The 19375-nt window shown below is 65.5% G+C and carries 17 protein-coding genes; 10 read left to right on the top strand and 7 right to left on the bottom strand.

Annotation, left to right across the window (positions count from 1 at the left end; genetic code table 11):
* The first annotated feature begins 92 nt into the window (after window positions 1-92).
* Window positions 93-980 (top strand): aldo/keto reductase, encoded by an 888-nt coding sequence (locus E1809_RS08165; protein WP_133203736.1) that lies wholly within the window; start codon window positions 93-95, stop codon window positions 978-980.
* Between the two features lie 9 nt (window positions 981-989).
* Here E1809_RS08165 and E1809_RS08160 read toward each other — a convergent pair whose 3' ends face one another.
* The 3 genes from E1809_RS08160 to E1809_RS08150 form a co-directional block, all read right to left on the bottom strand.
* Window positions 990-2009, bottom strand: a complete 1020-nt coding sequence (locus E1809_RS08160) for a LacI family DNA-binding transcriptional regulator (protein WP_165962252.1) — start codon at window positions 2007-2009, stop codon at window positions 990-992.
* Window positions 2010-2110: 101 nt separating this feature from the next.
* Window positions 2111-2959: a sugar phosphate isomerase/epimerase family protein gene (locus E1809_RS08155; RefSeq protein WP_133203734.1), complete on the bottom strand. Its 849-nt coding sequence runs from the start codon at window positions 2957-2959 to the stop codon at window positions 2111-2113.
* A complete protein-coding gene (locus tag E1809_RS08150) occupies window positions 2956-3978 on the bottom strand; it encodes a sugar phosphate isomerase/epimerase family protein (RefSeq protein ID WP_133203733.1) in 1023 nt (340 codons plus the stop codon). The genes E1809_RS08155 and E1809_RS08150 overlap by 4 nt, the downstream gene beginning before the upstream one ends.
* Window positions 3979-4160: 182 nt before the next feature.
* Between E1809_RS08150 and E1809_RS08145 the strand changes: the two genes are divergently transcribed.
* The 8 genes from E1809_RS08145 (at window position 4161) to E1809_RS08110 (ending at window position 13688) form a co-directional block, all read left to right on the top strand.
* The gene (locus E1809_RS08145; protein ID WP_165962251.1) at window positions 4161-5351 is read left to right on the top strand and encodes a Gfo/Idh/MocA family protein; all 1191 of its coding nucleotides are present in this window, start codon (window positions 4161-4163) and stop codon (window positions 5349-5351) included.
* 29 nt (window positions 5352-5380) lie between these two features.
* Window positions 5381-7381, top strand: a complete 2001-nt coding sequence (locus E1809_RS08140; RefSeq protein ID WP_133203731.1) for a penicillin-binding transpeptidase domain-containing protein — start codon at window positions 5381-5383, stop codon at window positions 7379-7381.
* Between the two features lie 68 nt (window positions 7382-7449).
* On the top strand, window positions 7450-8727 hold the full coding sequence (locus tag E1809_RS08135; protein WP_133203730.1) for an FAD-dependent oxidoreductase: 1278 nt from the start codon (window positions 7450-7452) through the stop codon (window positions 8725-8727).
* Window positions 8728-8750: 23 nt separating this feature from the next.
* Entirely contained in the window at window positions 8751-9332 is a 582-nt protein-coding gene (locus E1809_RS08130) for a TetR/AcrR family transcriptional regulator (RefSeq protein ID WP_205754134.1), read from the top strand.
* Window positions 9333-9377: 45 nt separating this feature from the next.
* Window positions 9378-11060: an ABC-F family ATP-binding cassette domain-containing protein gene (locus E1809_RS08125; protein ID WP_133203728.1), complete on the top strand. Its 1683-nt coding sequence runs from the start codon at window positions 9378-9380 to the stop codon at window positions 11058-11060.
* A gap of 240 nt (window positions 11061-11300) precedes the next feature.
* Window positions 11301-11879 carry a sugar O-acetyltransferase gene (locus tag E1809_RS08120; RefSeq protein ID WP_133203727.1) on the top strand — a complete coding sequence of 193 codons (579 nt, stop codon included), beginning with the start codon at window positions 11301-11303 and terminating at the stop codon, window positions 11877-11879.
* Between the two features lie 2 nt (window positions 11880-11881).
* Window positions 11882-12469 carry a TetR/AcrR family transcriptional regulator gene (locus E1809_RS08115; protein WP_133203726.1) on the top strand — a complete coding sequence of 196 codons (588 nt, stop codon included), beginning with the start codon at window positions 11882-11884 and terminating at the stop codon, window positions 12467-12469.
* Between the two features lie 25 nt (window positions 12470-12494).
* A complete protein-coding gene (locus E1809_RS08110; RefSeq protein ID WP_133203725.1) occupies window positions 12495-13688 on the top strand; it encodes an MFS transporter in 1194 nt (397 codons plus the stop codon).
* Window positions 13689-13741: 53 nt separating this feature from the next.
* Here the strand turns inward: E1809_RS08110 and E1809_RS08105 are convergent, their stop codons facing one another.
* From E1809_RS08105 to E1809_RS08090, 4 genes are read right to left on the bottom strand one after another with little or no spacing between them, the layout of a single operon-like run.
* On the bottom strand, window positions 13742-14161 hold the full coding sequence (locus tag E1809_RS08105; protein WP_133203724.1) for a hypothetical protein: 420 nt from the start codon (window positions 14159-14161) through the stop codon (window positions 13742-13744).
* A 38-nt stretch (window positions 14162-14199) separates the two neighbouring features.
* Entirely contained in the window at window positions 14200-15447 is a 1248-nt protein-coding gene (locus E1809_RS08100; protein ID WP_133203723.1) for an ABC transporter permease, read from the bottom strand.
* A complete protein-coding gene (locus E1809_RS08095; RefSeq protein WP_133203722.1) occupies window positions 15444-16172 on the bottom strand; it encodes an ABC transporter ATP-binding protein in 729 nt (242 codons plus the stop codon). The genes E1809_RS08100 and E1809_RS08095 overlap by 4 nt, the downstream gene beginning before the upstream one ends.
* 6 nt (window positions 16173-16178) lie before the next feature.
* Window positions 16179-17729: an efflux RND transporter periplasmic adaptor subunit gene (locus E1809_RS08090; protein WP_133203721.1), complete on the bottom strand. Its 1551-nt coding sequence runs from the start codon at window positions 17727-17729 to the stop codon at window positions 16179-16181.
* Window positions 17730-17822: 93 nt separating this feature from the next.
* Between E1809_RS08090 and E1809_RS08085 the strand changes: the two genes are divergently transcribed.
* Window positions 17823-19328: a bifunctional phosphatase PAP2/diacylglycerol kinase family protein gene (locus tag E1809_RS08085; protein ID WP_205754133.1), complete on the top strand. Its 1506-nt coding sequence runs from the start codon at window positions 17823-17825 to the stop codon at window positions 19326-19328.
* The last annotated feature ends 47 nt before the right edge of the window (window positions 19329-19375 follow it).

Genomic DNA, 19375 nt, shown 5'->3' with positions numbered 1-19375 from the left:
AGGCGATGTTCAATAAATTGAACATTCCACCCTCCAAAGGGGGTACCCGCGCACCCTCCCACCGGCAGGCAATCCCGAATACCGTGAATGGCATGGTTACGGAACTGATCCTTAATAACGGTGTCACCATGCCCGCCCTCGGCTTGGGCGTCTTCCAGAGTCCACCCGAGGAGACGACGGCGGCCGTCCGGGCCGCGCTCGATACTGGCTATCGGCACATCGACACTGCCGCGGCCTACGGCAACGAGAAAGAAGTCGGCGAGGGAATCCGCCAATCCGGGGTGGACCGCTCCGAGGTATTCATTGAGACCAAGATCTGGGTGAGCGATTACGGCTACGAGAACGCCCTGCACGCTTGGGACAAGGCCACCGGCAAGCTGGGCACAGACTATCTTGACCTTTTCATCCTCCACCAACCCGCCCCCGACCGGTTCGACAAGACCATTGCCGCGTACAAGGCCTTGGAGTCGTTGCTTGAGGACGGGCGTGTGCGGGCCATCGGCGTCAGCAATTTCATGCCCCATCACCTGGAGCAACTACTTGCCGAAACCACGATTGTCCCGGCCGTGAACCAAGTCGAGGTCCACCCCTACTTCGCCCAGCGTGACGTCCAGGCGAAGGACTCCGAACACGGCATCCTGACCCAAGCGTGGTCACCGATCGGCGGCATCACCTTCTACCCAGGCTGGGGCGAGAACCGGCGCAACGTCATGGAAGATCCGGCGATTGCCGCCGTCGCGCAGTCCTACGGCAAGTCACCCGCCCAAGTGATGCTGCGCTGGCACCTCCAGCAGGGCCGCTCCGCGATTCCGAAGTCCACGAATCCCGCTCGCATAGCCGAGAACTTCGATGTCTTCGGCTTCGAGCTCAGCGCCGACGAACTCGCCGCGATCGACGCCTTGGATACCGGTGTGCGCAACGGACCCGATCCGGACGTAGCCCGTCCGGAACGATTCGCGATGGTGATCCCGGAAGCCTAAGAAACGCGGCTAGCTTCGGGTCGAACGCCGGACTACCAGGCGCGGGGGCACGAGGATTTCCGTGCCGGCCAGTGGCATGGCGTCGTCCGAAACTAGCCACGACGCCGCTACCCGTCCGATCTCTTCGGCGCCGGTGTCCACGGATGTGAGGCTGATGGCTTCGATCCCGGCGAGGAAGGTGTTGTCGTAACCGGTGATGGCGACGTCGTCGGGAATGCGAAGCCCGCGTTGGCTGGCCGCGTTCATCGCGCCGAGCGCCACGAGGTCGTTGACGCAAGCCAGCGCCGTGGCGCCCGGCCGCCGATCCAGCACACGCTGGGCCGCGAGGAACCCGCTTTGCTCGTCGAACTCGGCGGATTCCACGTGGATGTTCTCTTCGAGCCCGAACTCCGTCATGGCATGCGCATAAGCCTCGGCGCGGCGCTGGCTGGCGGGGCCGCCGGCCCCGCCCAAGTGCGCGATTTTCGTGTGGCCAAGTGACACGAGGTGTTCGACGACGGCCCGCATCCCGAGCTCGTTGTCGCTGCGGACCGACGCGGCCCGGGGGAGCTCGTCGATGGCGGCCGCCGCGACGACAATCGGAATGTCGGGGCGCAGTTTTTGGAGTTCCGAAACGTCCGGAGTCACCCCCACCACCAACAAAGCCGAAGCGTTGAGGTCTTCGAAAGCGTTGACAATGCGCCGGTCGGTTCGAGTGGTGCCGTCACGGTCCTGGATGACTGCGCTCGACATGAGGCCGTACCGGCCGGCCGCATCCAGTTCGGTGCGGACGGTGTCCACGATGGTCGCGAAGAGCGGGTTGTGCAGGTTCGAGACGAGGATTCCGATGAAGCTGCCCTTGTAGGCAGAAAGTGAACTAGCCACCCAGTTGGGCCTGAAGCCGAGCCTTTCGGCGGCAGCGTGCACCCGACGTCGGCGTTCCGGGCTGACCTTTTCCGGCTTGCGGTAGACGAGCGAGACCAGCGCCTTGGAAACATCGGCCTCCACGGCGACGTCGGCCATGGTCGCCCTCCGGGGGCCTTCGGTCATGTCTCTCCTCAGCTGGCACAATCTCCCGCAGTCGCGCGAGTTTTGCGTGCCGGCCATTGCCGGCACGCAAAAGGTCACACAAAGGATATCGGCCCCGGAACTCAGGCGAGCCGGCGCTTGGTTTCTTCCAGCATCCAGATGGAGTTCTCGCGGGCTTTCTCCTCCTGCGAGAAGACCGCGACTGTGGCAATGCCGTCGAAGTTGACGCGTTTGAGGGCGGCGAAGAAGCCGTCCAGGTCTACTTCGCCTTGGCCGTAGGGCAGGTGTTGGTGCACTGTGGCGTTGGTGTCGGCCGGGTTGAGGAGGTAGCGGCGTCCGCCCGAGGCGCGGTAGTCGAACGAGTCGGCGAGGTGGAGGTGCTTGAGGTCCGGCCCGGCGTACTCGACGATGGTCGCGGGATCGTGGCCTTGGTAGAAGGTGTGCGGGACGCAGTACAGGAATCCGACGTTGGGGGAGTTGAGCCCGCGGATCATGCGCACGGCTTCGATGCCGTCCTCGATGAAGTCGTCCGGGTGTGGCTCGATGTTGAGCTTGATTCCTTCCTTCTCGAGGCGGGGCAGGAGGACTTCCATGGATTTGAGCCATTGGGCTTCGCTGCGTTCGCTTTGTTCCGGACGGCCGGAGCATTCGGAGTTCATCTGGTCTACGCCGAGTTCGATGGTGATGTCGATGGTGCGCTGCCAGGACCGGATGGCTGCCAGGCGTTCGTCTTCGTCGGGGCTGGACCAGCGAAGGATGGGGAGCACTGAGGCGATTTTGACGCCTGTTTCCTTCAGGGCCTTCTTCAGTTGCTGGATGAGGTCATCGTTCGCCCGCGGGTGCAGGTAGAACGGGAAGAAATCGTCCCGCTGGGAGAATTCGATCCATTCGTATCCGAGGTCAGCGACGGTACGGACCATTTCCGGGATGGGGAGGTGGCGGAAGGGCAGGGGGTCGAGCGTGATTTTCATGGGTGTTTCCATAGGGACTGGCTGGGTTCCGTGATACCGACGGCGGCGCGCAGCGTCTGTGCGGCGATGGGGATCGATTCTTCGCGGGGAAGGTCCCAGTCCTCGTTTTCGATGCACACGGCACCGTCGAATCCGGCTTTGCGGACGTTTGCCAGGAAATCGGTCCACCATTGCACGTCGTGTCCGCGGCCGGCGGCGACGAAATGCCATGGCCCGTCCTGCGGGGGCTGGGTGGTGAGGTACCGTCCGCCGAGGGGCTGGGGGTTCTCCTCGGGTGGAATGTAGCTGTAGCGGTCGTCGAGGACGCCCCATTCGGCGATGTTTTCGTGGACCAGGACGGTGTCCTTGGCAGCGACGTGCCAGATCCGTCCGGCGAACCGTGCGGCCATGCGGTTGGGATCGATGCCTTGCCAGAAAAGGTGGCTGGGGTCCAGGTTCACGCCCAGGTAGTCCGATCCCACGGAATCGATGAGCCGCTCCAGGGTCGCGGGGCTGTAGCAGAGCATGTGCGGGTGGATTTCGAGGGCCAGCTTGACGCCATGGTCTTCGGCGAACGCCGCCGTTTCCTTCCAATACGGAAGGGCGACGCTCCACTGGTATTCGCGGACTTCCAGGAGCCCGCTTTCCCACGGGACGAGCGACCACGTGGGAAGTGTCGCCCCCGGTCCGGAACCTACGCTGCCGACCATGGCATTGAGCCGGTCCAGGCCAAGCTGCGAGCTCAACACAATGGCGTCGCGCAGGTCCTTGCGGTGCGGAACATGGACTTCGGGATCCGGGTGGAGGGGATTGCTGTTCGCATTGAGGATGGCGAGATTAACCCCGCTTTCCGCGAATTGCTGGAGGAATTCCTCGCGCATTGCGGGGCTTTGGACGAGGGCTCCCGGATTGCAGTGCCCGTACGGATTGAAGCCGCCGGCGGGCACCTCCGCGTCCGTGATTCCCCAGTTCCGCGCCTTGTCGAGCGCGTCCCGGAGGGAGTGGTCCATCAATGATGCGAGGTAGAGGCCGACCCTCATCGGAAGGATTTCTGGTTCATCGAGCGTCCTTGCTTCGGTAGCGGCGGGTAATTCTGCGGGTTTATGAATTGAACTTTAGATCGGTCTAAACATTGCTGTCAATATGTCCTATCATGTGAATGTGCTGGAATTCCCGGCATGCAGACCAGGCCGCCAACGGCGGCGGAACGAAGGAATGTTCGATGACGATCAGCCCCACCACCGACACCACGCGCAGGCTCCGCGTCGCCCTCATCGGGGCCGGCCTGATGGCCAAGTCGCACACCCTCGCCTACGGCGCCCTCCCCACTCTTTTCCCGGCACTCGGTGCCGCGCCCGAGCTCAGCGTGCTCGCCGACGTCGACGACGCCCGCGCAGAATCCGGAGCGCGCCAACTCGGTTTCTCCCGCTGGACCAGCGACTGGCGCGAGGCCGTCAACGATCCCGAGGTGGACGTCGTCGACATCGTCACGCCCAACTGGCTCCACTACGAAGTGGCCATGGAAGCAATCGCCGCCGGCAAGCACGTCTACTGCGAAAAGCCGCTCGCGATCACCGCCAAAGAAGCCCGCGCCATGTGGGAAGCTGCCCGGGAAGCCGGCGTGAGCACGGTCGTCGGGTTCTCCTACCTCGGAAACCCCGGCGTGCAGCTCATCAAGCGGCTTATCGACGACGGCACGCTCGGTGACGTCTGGAGCATCAAGGGACATTTCGTCGTCGACGCCAACGCCGATCCCTCCCTGCCACGCACCTGGCACTACGAACGGAGCAAAGCCGGACTGGGCGCCCTCGGCGACATCGGATCCCACGTCATCTCACTCGTCCAGGCGCTCGGCGGCCCCATCACGCGCGTGTTCGGCGACCTCGCCACCGTGGTGCCGCAACGGCCTGAGGCGTCCGGCGCCCTTTCCTACGGTTCAAAGGCCGCGGCGGACGCGCCTTTGCTTCCGGTCGAAAACGACGACGTCGCCACCGTCCTGGGGCGGCTCGCCAACGGTGCGTCCGTGGTCATCGAAGCAAGCCGCGTCGGCAACGGACACCCCTTCGACCTCGGCGTCGAGGTGTTCGGCTCGAAGGGCTCCGTGCGCTTCTCCCAGCAAGACTCCTACAAAGTGGAGCTGTTCCTGCGGGGCGAGGAACCAGCCGTCTTCCCCGGCACCACGACAGTCACGCTCGGCCCCGGCCACGGCGACTACGCCGCCTTCTGGCCCTTCCCCGGCGTCACCCTCGGCCTCCACGAACTCAAAGCCATCGAAATCCGCAACCTCTTCCAAGCAATCCTTGACGGAACACAGGCCTACCCTTCCTTCGAGGACGGCTGGCGCGTCACAGAAGTGCTCGAAGCGGCCGAACGGTCCAGCCGTGCCGGGGCTTGGGAGAACGTGTCACATTAGTGTCTGCCCGAGAGGGCATAATGGCGCGGGTGGGGAAAACCAAGAATATTGTCCTGGGGCTCGCGGCCCTGCTGATCGCCGCTTCATTGTCCGCTTGCGATGACGGCCGAGCCGGAGCCGAGGGGGCGGCGAAGCAGCTCGCGTCGTCCCTCGCAGCGCTCGACGTCGGGACCCTCGCCGTGGAGGGCAAGGACGCCGCCGCGGCGAATGAGCAGATCAAAGCCGTGTTTGCCGCGCTCGACCCGGCGAAGCCCGCCGTCGAAAGCGGAGCGGTGAAGCTCGACGGGGACAAGGCCACCGTTCCGCTCAATTACACGTGGAAGATCGGGACCGCGGAGTGGAAGTACTCAGCGGAAGCCAGCCTGAAAAAGTCGGGGGACAAGTGGGCCGTGCAGTGGGCTCCGGCGCTCTTGGAGCCGGAACTGAAGGATGGCGAAATCCTGGAAAAGACGGTCGCTTCGCCGTCCCGGGCGGACATCCTCGGGGCAGGCAACGCCAAGCTGGTCACGTACCGTCCGGTGGTTTACGTCGGGGTGGACAAGACCCAGCTCGGATCGGCGGACCCTGCCGCTTCCGCGTCCAAGGTGGCCCAGCTGGTTGGCGTGGACGAAGCCGCGTACGTCAAGCAGGTCCAGGCGGCAGGTCCGCAGGCATTCGTCAGCGCCATCACGCTGCGCGAGGACGGCAGGACCATCACTGACCAGCAGATCGCGGCAATCCCCGGTGCCCGCGGTGTCCCCGACACCCTTCCGCTCGCGCCGTCGCGCACGTTTGCCCGCGCCCTCCTTGGCACCGCGGCCGAGGCAAGCGCCGAGCAAATCGAGAAGGCCGGGGGTGCGCTCAAGGCGGGTGACGTCGTCGGGAGCGGCGGCCTGCAGGAGCAATACGACGCCCAGCTCCGCGGACAAGACGGGGTCACCATCCAAACCCGCCCGCAAGGCATGACCGACGAGCAGCTCAAGGCCGCTAAGCCGGACCCGCGACGCCGGCTTTTCGCCGTCGACACGAAAGCGGGCGAACCGCTCAAGACCACCCTTGATCCGCGCCTGCAACAGCTCGCCGAGGACACCTTGGCGGGGGTCGGTCCGGCGTCGGCAATCGTGGCGCTCCGCCCGTCCACCGGCGCTGTGCTCGCGGCCGCTTCCGGCCCGGGCAGCAACGGCTACAACACTGCCATGCTGGGCCAATACGCTCCGGGTTCGACGTTCAAGATGATCGATTCCCTCGCCATGTTCCGCAACGGCATGACGCCGGACTCGAAAGTCGAATGCACTCCGACCATCACTGTGGACGGCAGGACCTTCAAGAACGCCGAAGGGTACCCGGCGTCCTCCTTGGGCTCCGTGACCTTGCGGGACGCCTTTGCGCACTCCTGCAATACGGCGTTCATCAGCATGCGCGACCAAGTCAGCCAAGCCCAGCTCGAATCCGCGGCAACATCCTTGGGTGTGGCGGTCGAGGCCCCGAAGCTCGGCGCCAACGCTTTCCTGGGCTCCGTGCCTGGGAACGCCGACGGCACTGAACACGCAGCGTCCATGATCGGCCAAGGCAAGGTGCTGCTGTCTCCGCTCGCCGCGGCCGTCATGGCCGGGTCGGTGGCACGTGGCGCGCCCGTGTCGCCCCAGCTTGTGTTGAATCCCGGCGCCGGTTCGCCGTCAGCGAGTGCTTCGGCAAGTCCGGCGGCAGGCGATTCAGCCGCGGCGTCCGGTTCGCCGTCGTCGACTCCCTCTTCGCCCGCGGCCCCGCCGTCGGACAAACCGATCACCGCTGCCGAAGCAGGCGCGCTCAGCGACATGATGCGCGCCGTCGTGACGTCGGGCCACGCCGGGTTCCTCGCGAACGTTCCTGGCGCTCCCGTTGGCGCGAAGACCGGGACGGCGGAATTCGGGCAGGACAACCCGCCAAAGACGCACGCCTGGATTGTCGCCGTTCACGGCGACCTGGCAGTAGCCGTGTTCGTGGAAGACGGCGGACTGGGAGCGACAACCAGCGGACCCCTGCTCAAGTCGTTCCTGACGGCGGCCGGCTGACCTAGACAAGGGTGCCCGCCGGGTGCACACTTAATTCAACGCCTGTTGAATTAGTTTCGGGAGTTGCCATGGAGCAGTTCGAAAGCACCACATGCGTCATTGCGGGCGGCGGTCCGGCCGGAGTGATGCTCGGGCTCTTGCTGGCCCGGGCCGGCGTCGAGGTCACCGTCCTTGAGAAGCACGCCGACTTCCTGCGCGATTTCCGCGGCGACACCGTCCACGCGTCCACCATCCGGCTCCTGGACGAATTGGGGCTCGGCGAAGGATTCCGGGCCCTGCCCCAAAGCAAGCTAGGGAATTTCAGGCTGCCCACCGCTGGGGGAGAAGTCACCCTGGCCGACTTCGGGCGCCTCAAGCCACCGTACGACTACGTCGCCATGGTGCCGCAATGGGATCTCCTCAATTTCCTGGTGGACGCCGCTCGCCACGAGCCGCAATTCACCCTCCGCCTGAACACCGAGGCCACGGACCTGGTGTACGACGGCGGCCAGGTCGCCGGCGTCGTGTACCGAACCCGGGACGCGGCAACCGGAGCCGAGACGGGAACGGGAGAGTTGCGTGCCCGGCTGACAGTAGCGTGCGACGGCCGCAGCTCCGTGCTCCGGCAGAAGGCGGGGCTTGTTCCCCGCGAGTTTCCCGTGCCGTTCGATACGTGGTGGTTCAGGGTTTCCCGGAATCACAACGAACAAGCGCAACTGGCCTCCATCACACCGCGATTCTCTGGCAGCGACGTGCTGCTGAGCCTCACCCGCAAGGACTACTACCAAATCGCCTACATTGCGGAGAAAGGCAAGGACGCCCAATTGCGGGCTGAAGGAGTGGAGAGCTTCCGAGCCCGCGTCGCCCGGATCCGCCCGGACCTTGCCGACCGCGTTGACGAAATCGGGTCCATGGACGATCTCCACATGCTGGACGTCAAGCTCAACCGGATCGGCCGTTGGCACAAACCAGGCCTCCTCCTCATCGGCGACGCAGCCCACGCCATGTCCCCGGCCGGTGGCGTCGGAATCAACTTGGCCATCCAAGACGCGGTCGCCGCTGCCCAACGCATCGCAGGCCCGCTCCTTCGGGGCACTCTGAGCGAGGCCGATCTTGCTTTGGTCCAAAAGCGCCGCTGGTTCCCCACCGTGGTGATCCAGGCCGCCCAACTGCTCATTCAAAAGGTGGTCTTCGGCCCGGCCGTCAAGGGCCAACTGGCGGCTCCGCCGAGTCGGCTGTTGTCCGTCGTCAGCCGCGTTCCCTGGCTTTCGAAACTTCCGGCGCTCATGATCGCCTTCGGGCCGCGTCCCGAGCACGCACCTGAATTTGCGCGCAGGAAGGCCCCGTCGAGCGGAAACCCGGCGTGACCAGGGGACGCCGGCCCGGCCAAGTGAGTAGCCGAGAGGCCGTCCTGCGCGCAGCCCGCGAAGAATTCAGCCGCAAAGGCTACGACGCCGCAACGGTCCGGGCCATCGCCGCTCAGGCGGGGGTGGATCCTGCCATGATCAACCACCATTTCGGGACCAAGGTACAGTTGTTCATGGCCGCCCTCGAGTTGCCCGTCGACCCGAAGGAACATGTCCTGGCCATCCTCGACGGTCCCTCGAACGGAATCGGCGAACGATTGCTGACCCGCTTCCTGACGGTGTGGGACTCATCGGCGGGGAAAGCCGGCGTCGCGGTCTTGCGCACAGCCATGCAACACGAGTGGAGCGCGTCGCTCGTCCGCGAGTTCATCGTCAACCGGGCCATCAGTCCCCTCCTGACGGGTTTGGGCGTGCCCGCGGACGAAGCCGCCTGGCGCGGAAACCTCGTGGCGTCGCAGCTTTCCGGACTCATCCTGACCCGGTACCTCATCAAACTGGAGCCGCTCGCTTCGGCGCCGCACGCCGTCGTCGTCCATGCCTTGGCGCCGACCATCCAGCGCTACCTCACCGGTCCGGTGGGCACGGCGCAGGATCCTCGCGAGTGAGCCGCCGCGGGCAACCCGCCTGTGGTCCATGGGAAGATTGAACGTGTGGCCCATATTGACGTTTCCGGCATCGACTACTTCCTCTCCGACGGCACCCAGCTGCTTAACGGTGTGACCTTCAAGGTGCCGGACGGCAGCAAAACCGCGCTGATCGGGCCGAACGGAACCGGAAAGACGACACTTTTCAAGATCATCGCCGGCGATCTCACGCCCGATGAAGGCGTCATTGGCCGCTCCGGCGCCATGGGCATCATGCGCCAGTTCGTCGGCCAGGTCCGCGATGAATCCACCGTGCGGGACCTCCTCGTCTCCGCCGCGCCGCCCGCCCTCGCCGCGGCCGCCAAGGCGGTGGACGACGCCGAACTCGCCATGATGGAGTACGACGACGAGCCCACCCAAATGCGGTACGCCCAAGCGATCGTGGACTGGGGCGACGCAGGCGGTTACGACGTCGAGACCGTCTGGGACGAGGTCTGCATGGCAGCGCTGGGCCTTCCATTTGACCGCGCGCAGCACCGCCCGGCGTCGAGCCTTTCAGGTGGCGAGCAAAAGCGACTGGTGCTTGAAGCGCTGTTCTCCGGACCGGATGAACTCCTGCTCCTCGACGAACCGGACAACTACCTTGACGTTCCGGGCAAGCGCTGGCTTGAAAACAAGCTCAACGAATCCAAGAAGACTGTGTTCTTCATCAGCCACGACCGCGAGCTGCTCAACAACGCCGCGGGGCGCATCGTGACGCTGGAACCCGGAATCAACGGCGCCGGCGCCTGGGTGCACGGTGGCGGATTCGGCACCTATGTTGACGCCCGCGCGGACCGCAACGCGCGCTTCGAGGAATTGCGTAAACGTTGGGACGAGGAGCACGTGAAGCTCAAGGAACTCGTCAACATGTACAAGACCAAAGCCGCATTCCGGTCCGACATGGCCAACAAATACCAGGCCGCGCAGACCCGCCTCGCCAAGTTCCTGGAAGCCGGTCCGCCCGAGGCGCTGCCGCTCGAGCAAAACGTCAACATGCGCCTGCGCGGCGGCCGGACGGCGAAGCGTGCGGTGGTTGCCGAAAAGCTCGAACTCACGGGTCTCATGAAGCCGTTTTCGACCGAAATCTGGTTCGGGGACCGCGTGGGCGTGTTGGGCTCGAACGGCTCGGGCAAGAGCCACTTCCTGCGTTTGCTTGCGTCCGGGGGAACCGATCCGGAGCGCGAGCACCTGCCCGTTTCCGACGTCGAGATCGCCGAAGTGCCGCACGAAGGCACCGTGAAACTCGGAGCCAGGATCCGTCCGGGCTTCTTCGCGCAGACCCACTCGCGCCCTGACCTGATGGGCCGGACACTCCTGGATATTCTGCACCGTGGCGACGAACACCGTTCGGGACTGGGCCGCGAAGCAGCGTCCGGCGCGCTCGATTCCTACGGGCTCGTCGGCTCGGCCGAGCAAAAGTACGAGTCCCTTTCCGGCGGCCAGCAAGCCCGCTTCCAGATCCTGCTCCTGCAGCTTTCCGGCGCGACGCTCCTGCTGCTGGACGAACCGACGGACAACCTGGACCTCCACTCGGGCGAGGCCTTGGAACGCGCCATCGATGCGTTTGAGGGAACGGTACTCGCCGTCACCCACGACCGCTGGTTCGCGAAATCATTCGACCGCTTCCTCGTCTTCGGCTCCGACGGCAAGGTCTACGAATCCGCCGAACCCGTCTGGGACGAGTCTCGCGTTGAGCGGGCTCGCTAAGTCCCGGTAACGATCGGCGCGGCACGCGCGTCGCGCCGTCCCAGGACGCTCGCTCACGTTTGGTGGGTTTTTTCGGCACGCTCACATGCCCGACGGCGGCCCGCCCGGATCTGCGCGAGCGTTCCCGTTTTTGCGTCCAGACGTGAGCGACGGTCGGGTTATGGGGCATCGGACGTGAGCAGGTGCCCGACGGCGGCGCGGGACTTCCCCAGCGACGCAACGATGTGTACGATCGTACGCATGGCTGATTACTTCGCAGGCGACCCCCGCACGAACCGTGAACGGATGCTCGCCGGGGACCTCTATATCTCCGACGATCCCGAAAGCGCCAAGGAATCGCAGCGCGCTGTCGTCCTCCAGTCGAAGTACGCCGCCGCCTACGTCGAGGATCCGGACGGTGCCAGGCTCATCCTCGAAGAGCTCCTGGGGAGCCTTGGCGATGAGGCCCACATCAAGCCGCCGCTCTACGTTGATTACGGCACCTACATCACAGTGGGCGCGCGAACTTTCATCAACTACAACCTGACCGCCCTGGACGTTGCCCCGATCACTATCGGGGAAGATTGCCAGATCGGCCCGAACGTCCAGCTCCTCACGCCGACCCATCCCGTGGAACCGCAGCCTCGCCGGGACCGGCTGGAAGCGGCAGAACCGATCACCATCGGAGACAACGTCTGGCTCGGCGGCGGAGCGATCGTACTTCCGGGAGTGAGCATCGGGGACAACTCGGTGATTGGCGCGGGCGCCGTGGTGACCAAGGACATTCCCGCCAACTCGCTGGCTGTCGGGAATCCGGCCCGCGTCATCCGGGAGATTTGACCGTGGCTTCCCGGCGCTTCGATCCGGAACGCAGGGACAGGATCATCGACGCCGCCCTCGACGTGATCGCGGCCCAAGGCGTCGCGGGCGCTTCGCACCGCAAGATCGCGGAGCACGCGGGCGTTCCGCTGGGCTCGATGACGTACCACTTCGTCAGCATGGACGAACTCCTGACGGAGGCGTTCAGGCGCTTCGCGAACTCGATCGCCGACCGCTTCGATCAGCAGTTCGGTGAAGCGGCGGACGTCGACGGCGCCCGGCAGGCTGTGGTGGACTTGATCCACCTCGATTTGCTGGATTCACAGCGGGACTTGGTCCTGACGCACGAGCTCTATACGCTCGCCGCCAGGAAGCCGGTGTTCCGCCAGATCACCCGCGACTGGATGGCCCGGAGCAGGAGGGCTCTCGGGCTGCATTTCGACCCGGAGACGTGCAGGATGCTCGATGCCTTGATCGAGGGACTCTTCATCCACGCCGCCCTTGACACCGAACCGCATGACCGGGCCACAGCCGTCGAGGCCGTTGCCCGCATCACCACCCCGATCAAAACCCGTCCCGCACGGGAAACCAAAGAACCGAACCTGACGTGAATACCTCTGTGGAAGTTGTGACCGTATGACCACCAGCACCAAAACCGTCCAAAAAGTGAACGCCGCCGCAATCGCCACTTTCCTGGTCTTCGGCATGAACGGTCTGGTCTTTGCCAGTTGGGCGGCCCGCATTCCTGCCGTGATGGAGGCGTTGAACCTCGGCTCGGGGCAGATGGGCACCCTGTTGCTGTGCACCGCCGTCGGGTCCCTTGTGGCGCTGCCGTCCGCAGGCTGGGTAGTCGGCCGGATCGGTACGGCTCACACCATTCGTTCCGCCGGAATGCTCGTTGCAGTCGCGGGCACCGCCGTCGCCTTCTCGCTCATGGCCGGTACCGTCGCGGGGACCGCTTTGGCGTTGTTCTTCTTCGGCGTCGGGATCGGCTTGTGGGATGTCTCGCAGAACATCGAAGGGGCCGACGTCGAACACCGGCTCGGGCGCACCATCATGCCGCAGTTCCACGCGGCTTTCAGCGGGGGCGCCTTTGTGGGCGCCTTGATCGGCGCGTGGCTTTCGGAGATCGGGGTCGGGCTGCCGGAGCACTTGCTGGTGATCGCCGGCGTCGTCGTGGTGTTGATGCTGATCGCGCCGCGCTACTTCATGCCCCATGTGGCCCACGCTGTGGCGTCCGACGGCGCCATGGCGGCCCCCAAGGGCCCCTCGGCCTGGCGGGACTCCCGCACGCTGCTGATCGGCGTCGTTGTCCTCGGCGCGACCCTCACGGAAGGCGCGGGGAACGACTGGATCGCCAAGGCGACGGTGGATGGCCTGGATGCTTCCGAATCGACCGGCGCCCTCTTGTTCGCGTTGTTCGTGGCCGCGATGACTTTGATGCGGTTCCTCGGTGGGCGCGCGATCGACCGCTTCGGGCGGGTTGCCGTGCTTCGGGCCAGCATGGCTGCCGCGGCCGTGGGGCTCGCGCTCTTCGTCTTTGCGGGCAACATGGTTGTCGCGGCGCTGGGTGCCGCACTGTGGGGTATCGGCGCTGCCTTGGCGTTCCCGATGGGCATGTCCGCTGCCGCAGACGATCCGAAGCACGCTGCCGCGCGTGTCTCGGTTGTTTCCACCATCGGCTACATCGCATTCCTCGCCGGTCCGCCGCTCCTCGGATACTTGGGCGACCACACCGGAATCCACATGGCTTTGCTGGCCATCGGCGTTCCGATTCTGATCGCCTTGTGGTTGGCCGGCGCCGCGAAGCCGCTCGTTAAACAGGACTGACTCGCAGCCGTCGCCTCAAAGCGACAACTGCGAGCCAGCCGGCGATTAATGGCCTACGGCGCAGACGTAGCCGGTGCCGAGGGAATGTTGCTCGGCGAGACACCGTTGGTGGCGGCGCCGCTCGGCCGGTTCCGGCCCTGGCCGTTTTGTCCGTTGAAGTTCTGGAACTGGCCGCGGCCCCGGGTGGGCCGCGCGTCCATGGCTTTAGTGACGCCGACGCCGGCGAAGAACCCGACCACAATCAGCAGCACGGCCACGAGGATCTGCGTCAGACGACCCATCTTGAAGCGCTTCTTGGGCACGAACGGCTCCGGCGATTGACCGAACGACTGGGGAGCCTGCGGCCGTCCCCAACCCTGGTCGGAGGCGGGTTCGTGTCCGGTGGCGTTCAGGACGGTTGTCGGCTGTCCGCCGTAAGGCGGCAGCGGCTCGGTGGGGTTGGACGAACCGGGTTCCGGTGCGGAGTAGGACATGTGAATCTCCTGTTTGGGGTTTCGTTGAGTTGAGGGGGCTATTCGTAGCGAAGGGCATCGATCGGGCGGAGTTTCGCCGCTTTGTTCGCGGGGTAGATTCCGAAGACCAAGCCGATGGCGGCGGAAACGAGGAACGAGAGCCACACGGTCCACCACTGCACTTCGGGCTGGGTGCCTAGCACGGGGAACGCGCTGCCGATGTAGCCTCCGGCGATGCCCAAAAGCCCGCCGATGAGTGAAATGATGAGCGACTCGATGAGGAACTGGCTCACGATGCTGCCCCGCGAGGCGCCGATCGCCTTGCGGATGCCGATTTCTCGGGTCCTTTCGGTGACCGTGACGAGCATGATGTTCATGACGCCGATGCCGCCGACGAGGAGCGAGATGCCGGCCACGGCTCCCAGGAGGATGGTCAGGGTGGCCGTCGTTGTGGTTGCGGTGGTGAGGATCTGCGCCTGGTTCCGTACCTGGTAGTCGCGGTTGGCGGACGTCACGTTGTGCCGCGCGTCGAGGATCATCTGGATCTCGTTCTGCGCCTGGTTCATGACGTCGGCGGATTTCGCCTGGACCGTGATGGACGAAAGCGACGGCGAGTAGCCGGTGAACTTGTCCTGCGCGGCGCTGTAGGGGATTACCACGATGTCGTCGGGATCGTTCAGGCCCGAGGAACCCTTGGAGGCGAGCACGCCGGAGACCACGAAGTTCTGCCCGTTGAGCGCGATCGTCTGCCCGACGGCGGAGTTCACCTGGTTGCCCACGAGGTCCTGCGCCACGGTGTTGCCGATCACCGCCACCTCAGTGCCGTTGGTCGCGTCGCCGTCGCTGAAGTAGGAGCCGGCCGAGAGGGCGTCGTTGGAGATGGAGAAGTACGACGGCGTGGTCCCCACGAACGTCGCGACCGCGTGGGTCGCGTCCTGGAAGGTTGCCGTGACGTTCTGGGCGGTGACAACGGGAGCCGTGCTGGCGACGTCGGGCGCCATGACCGGATCGGTCAACGCGGCCATATCCTGGAGCGTCAGGTTGGTGCTGCGGGAACGCGTACCCGTAACGGCCTGGCCGCCGCCCGCGGACCGGCCGCCCGCCGTCGTCTGCCGGCTCACGGTGAGCACGTTGGTGCCCAGCTTGCCGATCTGCGCCTTGATCGCGTTGGACGTGCCGGCACCGACTGCCAGCAGGATGATGACTGACGCGATGCCGATCAGGATGCCCAAAGTGGTGAGGATCGAGCGCATCTTGTTGGCCATGACCCCCGAGAGGGCGAAGCGGATGGATTCGGCGATCATCATAGCGGCACCGCCGTCGCGAGCGGGTGCGCATTGACGTCGCGGAGCCGGTGGTCCTCGATGATGTGGCCGTCCTGGAAGCGCACCACGCGGTTGGCCCGCGCGGCGACGTCGGACTCGTGCGTGATCATGACGATGGTCCGGCCGTTGGCGTGAAGGGACTCGAAGAGGTCCAGGATTTCATGGGACGACTTCGTGTCCAGTGCGCCCGTCGGTTCGTCGGCGAGGAGCAGGACAGGGTTGGTGACGAGGGCCCGCGCAATGGCTACTCGCTGCTGTTGGCCACCGGAAAGCTGTGAAGGCTTGTGGTCCGCGCGGGCTGCGAGGCCCACGGAATCCAGCACTTCCAAGGCGCGCTCACGGCGCTCCTTGCGATGCACGCCCGCGTAGGCGAGCGGCATGGAGACGTTGTCCACGGCGCGGGTTCGCGGAATCAGGTTGAAGTTCTGGAACACGAAGCCGATTTTCCGGTTACGGATCTGGGCCAGTTGGTATTCGTCCAGCGTTCCGGTGTCGATCCCGTCCAGGTGGTAGGTGCCCTCCGTGGCTCCATCAAGGCAGCCGATGATGTTCATCATGGTGGACTTTCCAGAACCGGAAGCGCCGATGATGGCAACGAAGTCGCCGCGCTCAATGGAAATGCTGACGGAGTCCAAAGCGCGGACTTCGGCTTCTTCCTTGCCGTAGATCTTGCTGACGGAGTCCAGGTGGATGACAGCGTTGTTCACGGCTGGTTACCCGCCGTTTCCACGTGCGCCGCTGAACGCGCCGCCGCCTGCGCCGCCCGCGCCACCGAATCCGCCGGCCCCGCCACCGGTTCCGCCACCGAAGCCTGTCCCGGTCCGACCGGTTGTGGTGCTGGTGTCCAAGGTCGAGGAAACCACGGGAAGTTCAATCTGGTCGCCCGCGCTGAGTCCGGTGAGGACCTGGGTCCGGCCGTTGTCCGTGATTCCCGTGGTGATGGTCACCGGCGTCGACGTTCCGTTCTTGAGGACGTTCACCGTTTGCTTGGTTCCGGTAGTGGTGATCGCCAGCGAAGGCACGTTGAGCGCATTCTTGGCGGTGGCCGTCGTAACGGAAATGTTGGCGCTCTGCCCCAGGCGGAGTGCCGCCGGAGGGTTCGTGATGGAGATGGTGACCGGGTAGCTGACCACGTTGTTGGTGGTGGTGGCGTTCTGGGCGATCGCCGCGATGGTGCCGGTCACAGGGGCTGCCGAAGCGTCGGTCTTCAGTGCCGGGAAAGTAAACGTGGCTGCATCGCCGACCTTCATTGCTGCGATGTCGGACTCCGCGAAGTTGGCGACGACCTGCAGGTGCGCGGTATCGCTGATCGTAATGAGTCCCGACGACGACCCGCTTGCGCTGCTCGAGGAGCTGCTGCCGCTTGAGGATCCGGATGCCCCGGTCGAGCCGGTCGAGCTGGAGCCCGAGGAACCCGAGCCGGTGCCCGCGTTGCCTCCGACGACGGCGTTGACGGCCGTGACGGTGCCCGCCACGGGGGCGGCGAGGGAGCAGGAGGCCAGGTTCTTGTTGGCGGTATCCACGGCGATCTGGGCCGACGTGGTGTTGGACGTCGCCCCTCCGGCGTTTTGCGCTGAGTTGAGCGCCGTTTGGGCCGAAGCGAGCTGTTCTTTGTCCTTGAGCGCCGAGCTTGCCTGGGCGTTCGCTGCCTGGCTCAAGGCCTGGTTGTCCTTGGCCAGCTGGGCCTGGGCGGCGTTGAGGGCCGTCTGCGCCGGCTGGCTGGTGGGCTGGGCACTTGCCGTTGCCTGTGCGGCCGTGACCGTAGCGGTGTCGTTATTGACCGCGGTCTGGGCGGCCGAGACAGCGGTGGCCTGCTGGCTGGCATCGAGGTCGGAGGTTTGCTGGGCGTTGGCCAGGCTTTGCCGGGCGGATGCCACCTGGTTGCTTGCCGACGCTGCCTGCTGGTTCGCCTGCGCGGTCGCCGAATCCAATTGGGCCTGAGCGACGGATAGTGCGTTCTGGGCGTTGGTGGGATCGATAGTGACGAGAACCTGGCCGGCAGTGACTTGCTGTCCAATCACTGCGGACACGCTGGCGATCGGCCCAGTGCAGTTCTGTGCGTTGATGACGGTGGTGCTTGCGGGGGAGACGTTGCCGCTCGCCGTGGACACAGCACTCAGGTCGGCCCCGCTCACCGCGACGGTTCGGGCTGTGGTGTCGGAGGCAGTCTGCGGAGCGCCGTTCAGCACGAAGAAGGCGCCGGCGGCAATGCCGACAACGGCCACCCCGATGCCGCTGTTGATGAGTTGAGGCTTTGATAACATGCCCCGAACACTATGGTGGTTCGCTTGGAACACGCCGAGTGAAAGCTGATGGTTTACCCAGTGTGACACGCTGCCCGGAGATAGGCTTATGGGATGCTAAGCAAGCTGCGATTGGGCCGAAGGGGCTTAACTAGCGTAGCGCAACTCGATCGGGCAGCCGTTCGTGCCGTGTCGCGCTTGCCGGAAGGCCGCCATGACGCGATCCTCAGGAACCTTTCCGCCGCTGCCACAAAGGGCAAACTTTGGTTCGCCTTCGCGGGCGTCCTGGGGACAATTTCCGGCAAGCCCCGCAACGCCGCGATCCACGGCCTCATGGCCCTTGGCATCGCTTCGGCAGTGACCAACCTGGGTTTCAAGACACTCCTCCCGCGAACGCGGCCGCTCCCCGAGCACCTTCCCGCATTCCGCTTCGTCCAACCGCAGCCCACCAGCTCATCCATGCCTTCGGGGCATTCGGCGTCGGCCGTCGCTTTCACGCTCGGCGTGGCGATGGTGCATCCCGGCCTCGGTGCGGCGCTTGCTCCGCTTGCTGCGGGCGTGGCGTATTCCCGCGTCCACACCGGCGCGCACTGGCCTTCCGACGTCGTGCTCGGATCGGCGATCGGCGCGGGTGCCGCGTTCCTCACCCGGAAGTGGTGGCCGGTCCGGCCCCCGGTTCCGGTAGCGGAGCGCACGCCGGCGGACGCCCCCGCGATCGACGACGGCGCGGGGCTTAGTATCGCTGTCAACGCCCTCGGCGGGTCCTACTCACCGGCGACGGAAACCCGGCTGCGGGAAATATTCCCCAAGGCGCATATTAAGGTCATAGCGGGCGACGATGACGTCGAGGAGGAAATCCGCGCCGCAGCCCGAAAGCCCGGAACCAAGGCCTTGGGCGTGTGGGGCGGCGACGGTACGGTGGGCACGGCCGCGGCTGCCGCCGTCGAGCACTCATTGCCGCTCTTGGTCCTTCCGGGAGGAACGCTCAACCATTTCGCCCGGGATATCGACACCCGGGTCCTCGATGAAGCGGTCAACGCCGCCAAGGCCGGCACCGCCGCGTGGACCGATTTGGGCCACGTGACCGCGGGCCGCGGCCTGGACGGCACGCATGAGGTCACCGAACTCACCATGCTCAACACGGCGAGCATCGGCGTCTACCCCAACCTGGTGCGCCGGCGGGAACACCTCGAGCACGCCCTGGGGAAGCCGCTCGCCGGAATCATCGCGGGGCTGCGCACTTTCGGCGCGGCAACCCCCACGACGCTCCGGATCAATAACGTCCCCCACAAACTCTGGATCCTCTACCTGGGCCGCGGACGCTTCTATCCGCGCGACGTCGCACCGCTCACGCGCCCGGTCCTCGACGACGGCGTCCTGGACATCCGCATGGTCACCGCCGACGAACCATTTGCCCGGCTTCGGCTGCTGTGGGCTGTCTTCACGGGGACCACGGGCACCTCCAAGGTGACCCACCTCAGCGAGGCGGTGCGGCTCAGCATCGAGACGGATGGCGAACCGCTGGTGGTGGCGGTCGACGGCGAGCCGCTGGCAGGTGTGCGGACCGCCGAGTTCAGCGTCCGGCGTCGGGCGCTTCGGGTCTATACGCCCCTTTCCTGAGGCCCGTAATCGGCCTTTTATTGGGCCCGTTATTGCGCCGGATTCCG

Source organism: Arthrobacter terricola, from assembly GCF_004354015.1.
Taxonomy (GTDB): Bacteria; Actinomycetota; Actinomycetes; order Actinomycetales; family Micrococcaceae; genus Arthrobacter; species Arthrobacter terricola.
This window is presented reverse-complemented; position numbering and strand designations above follow the sequence as displayed.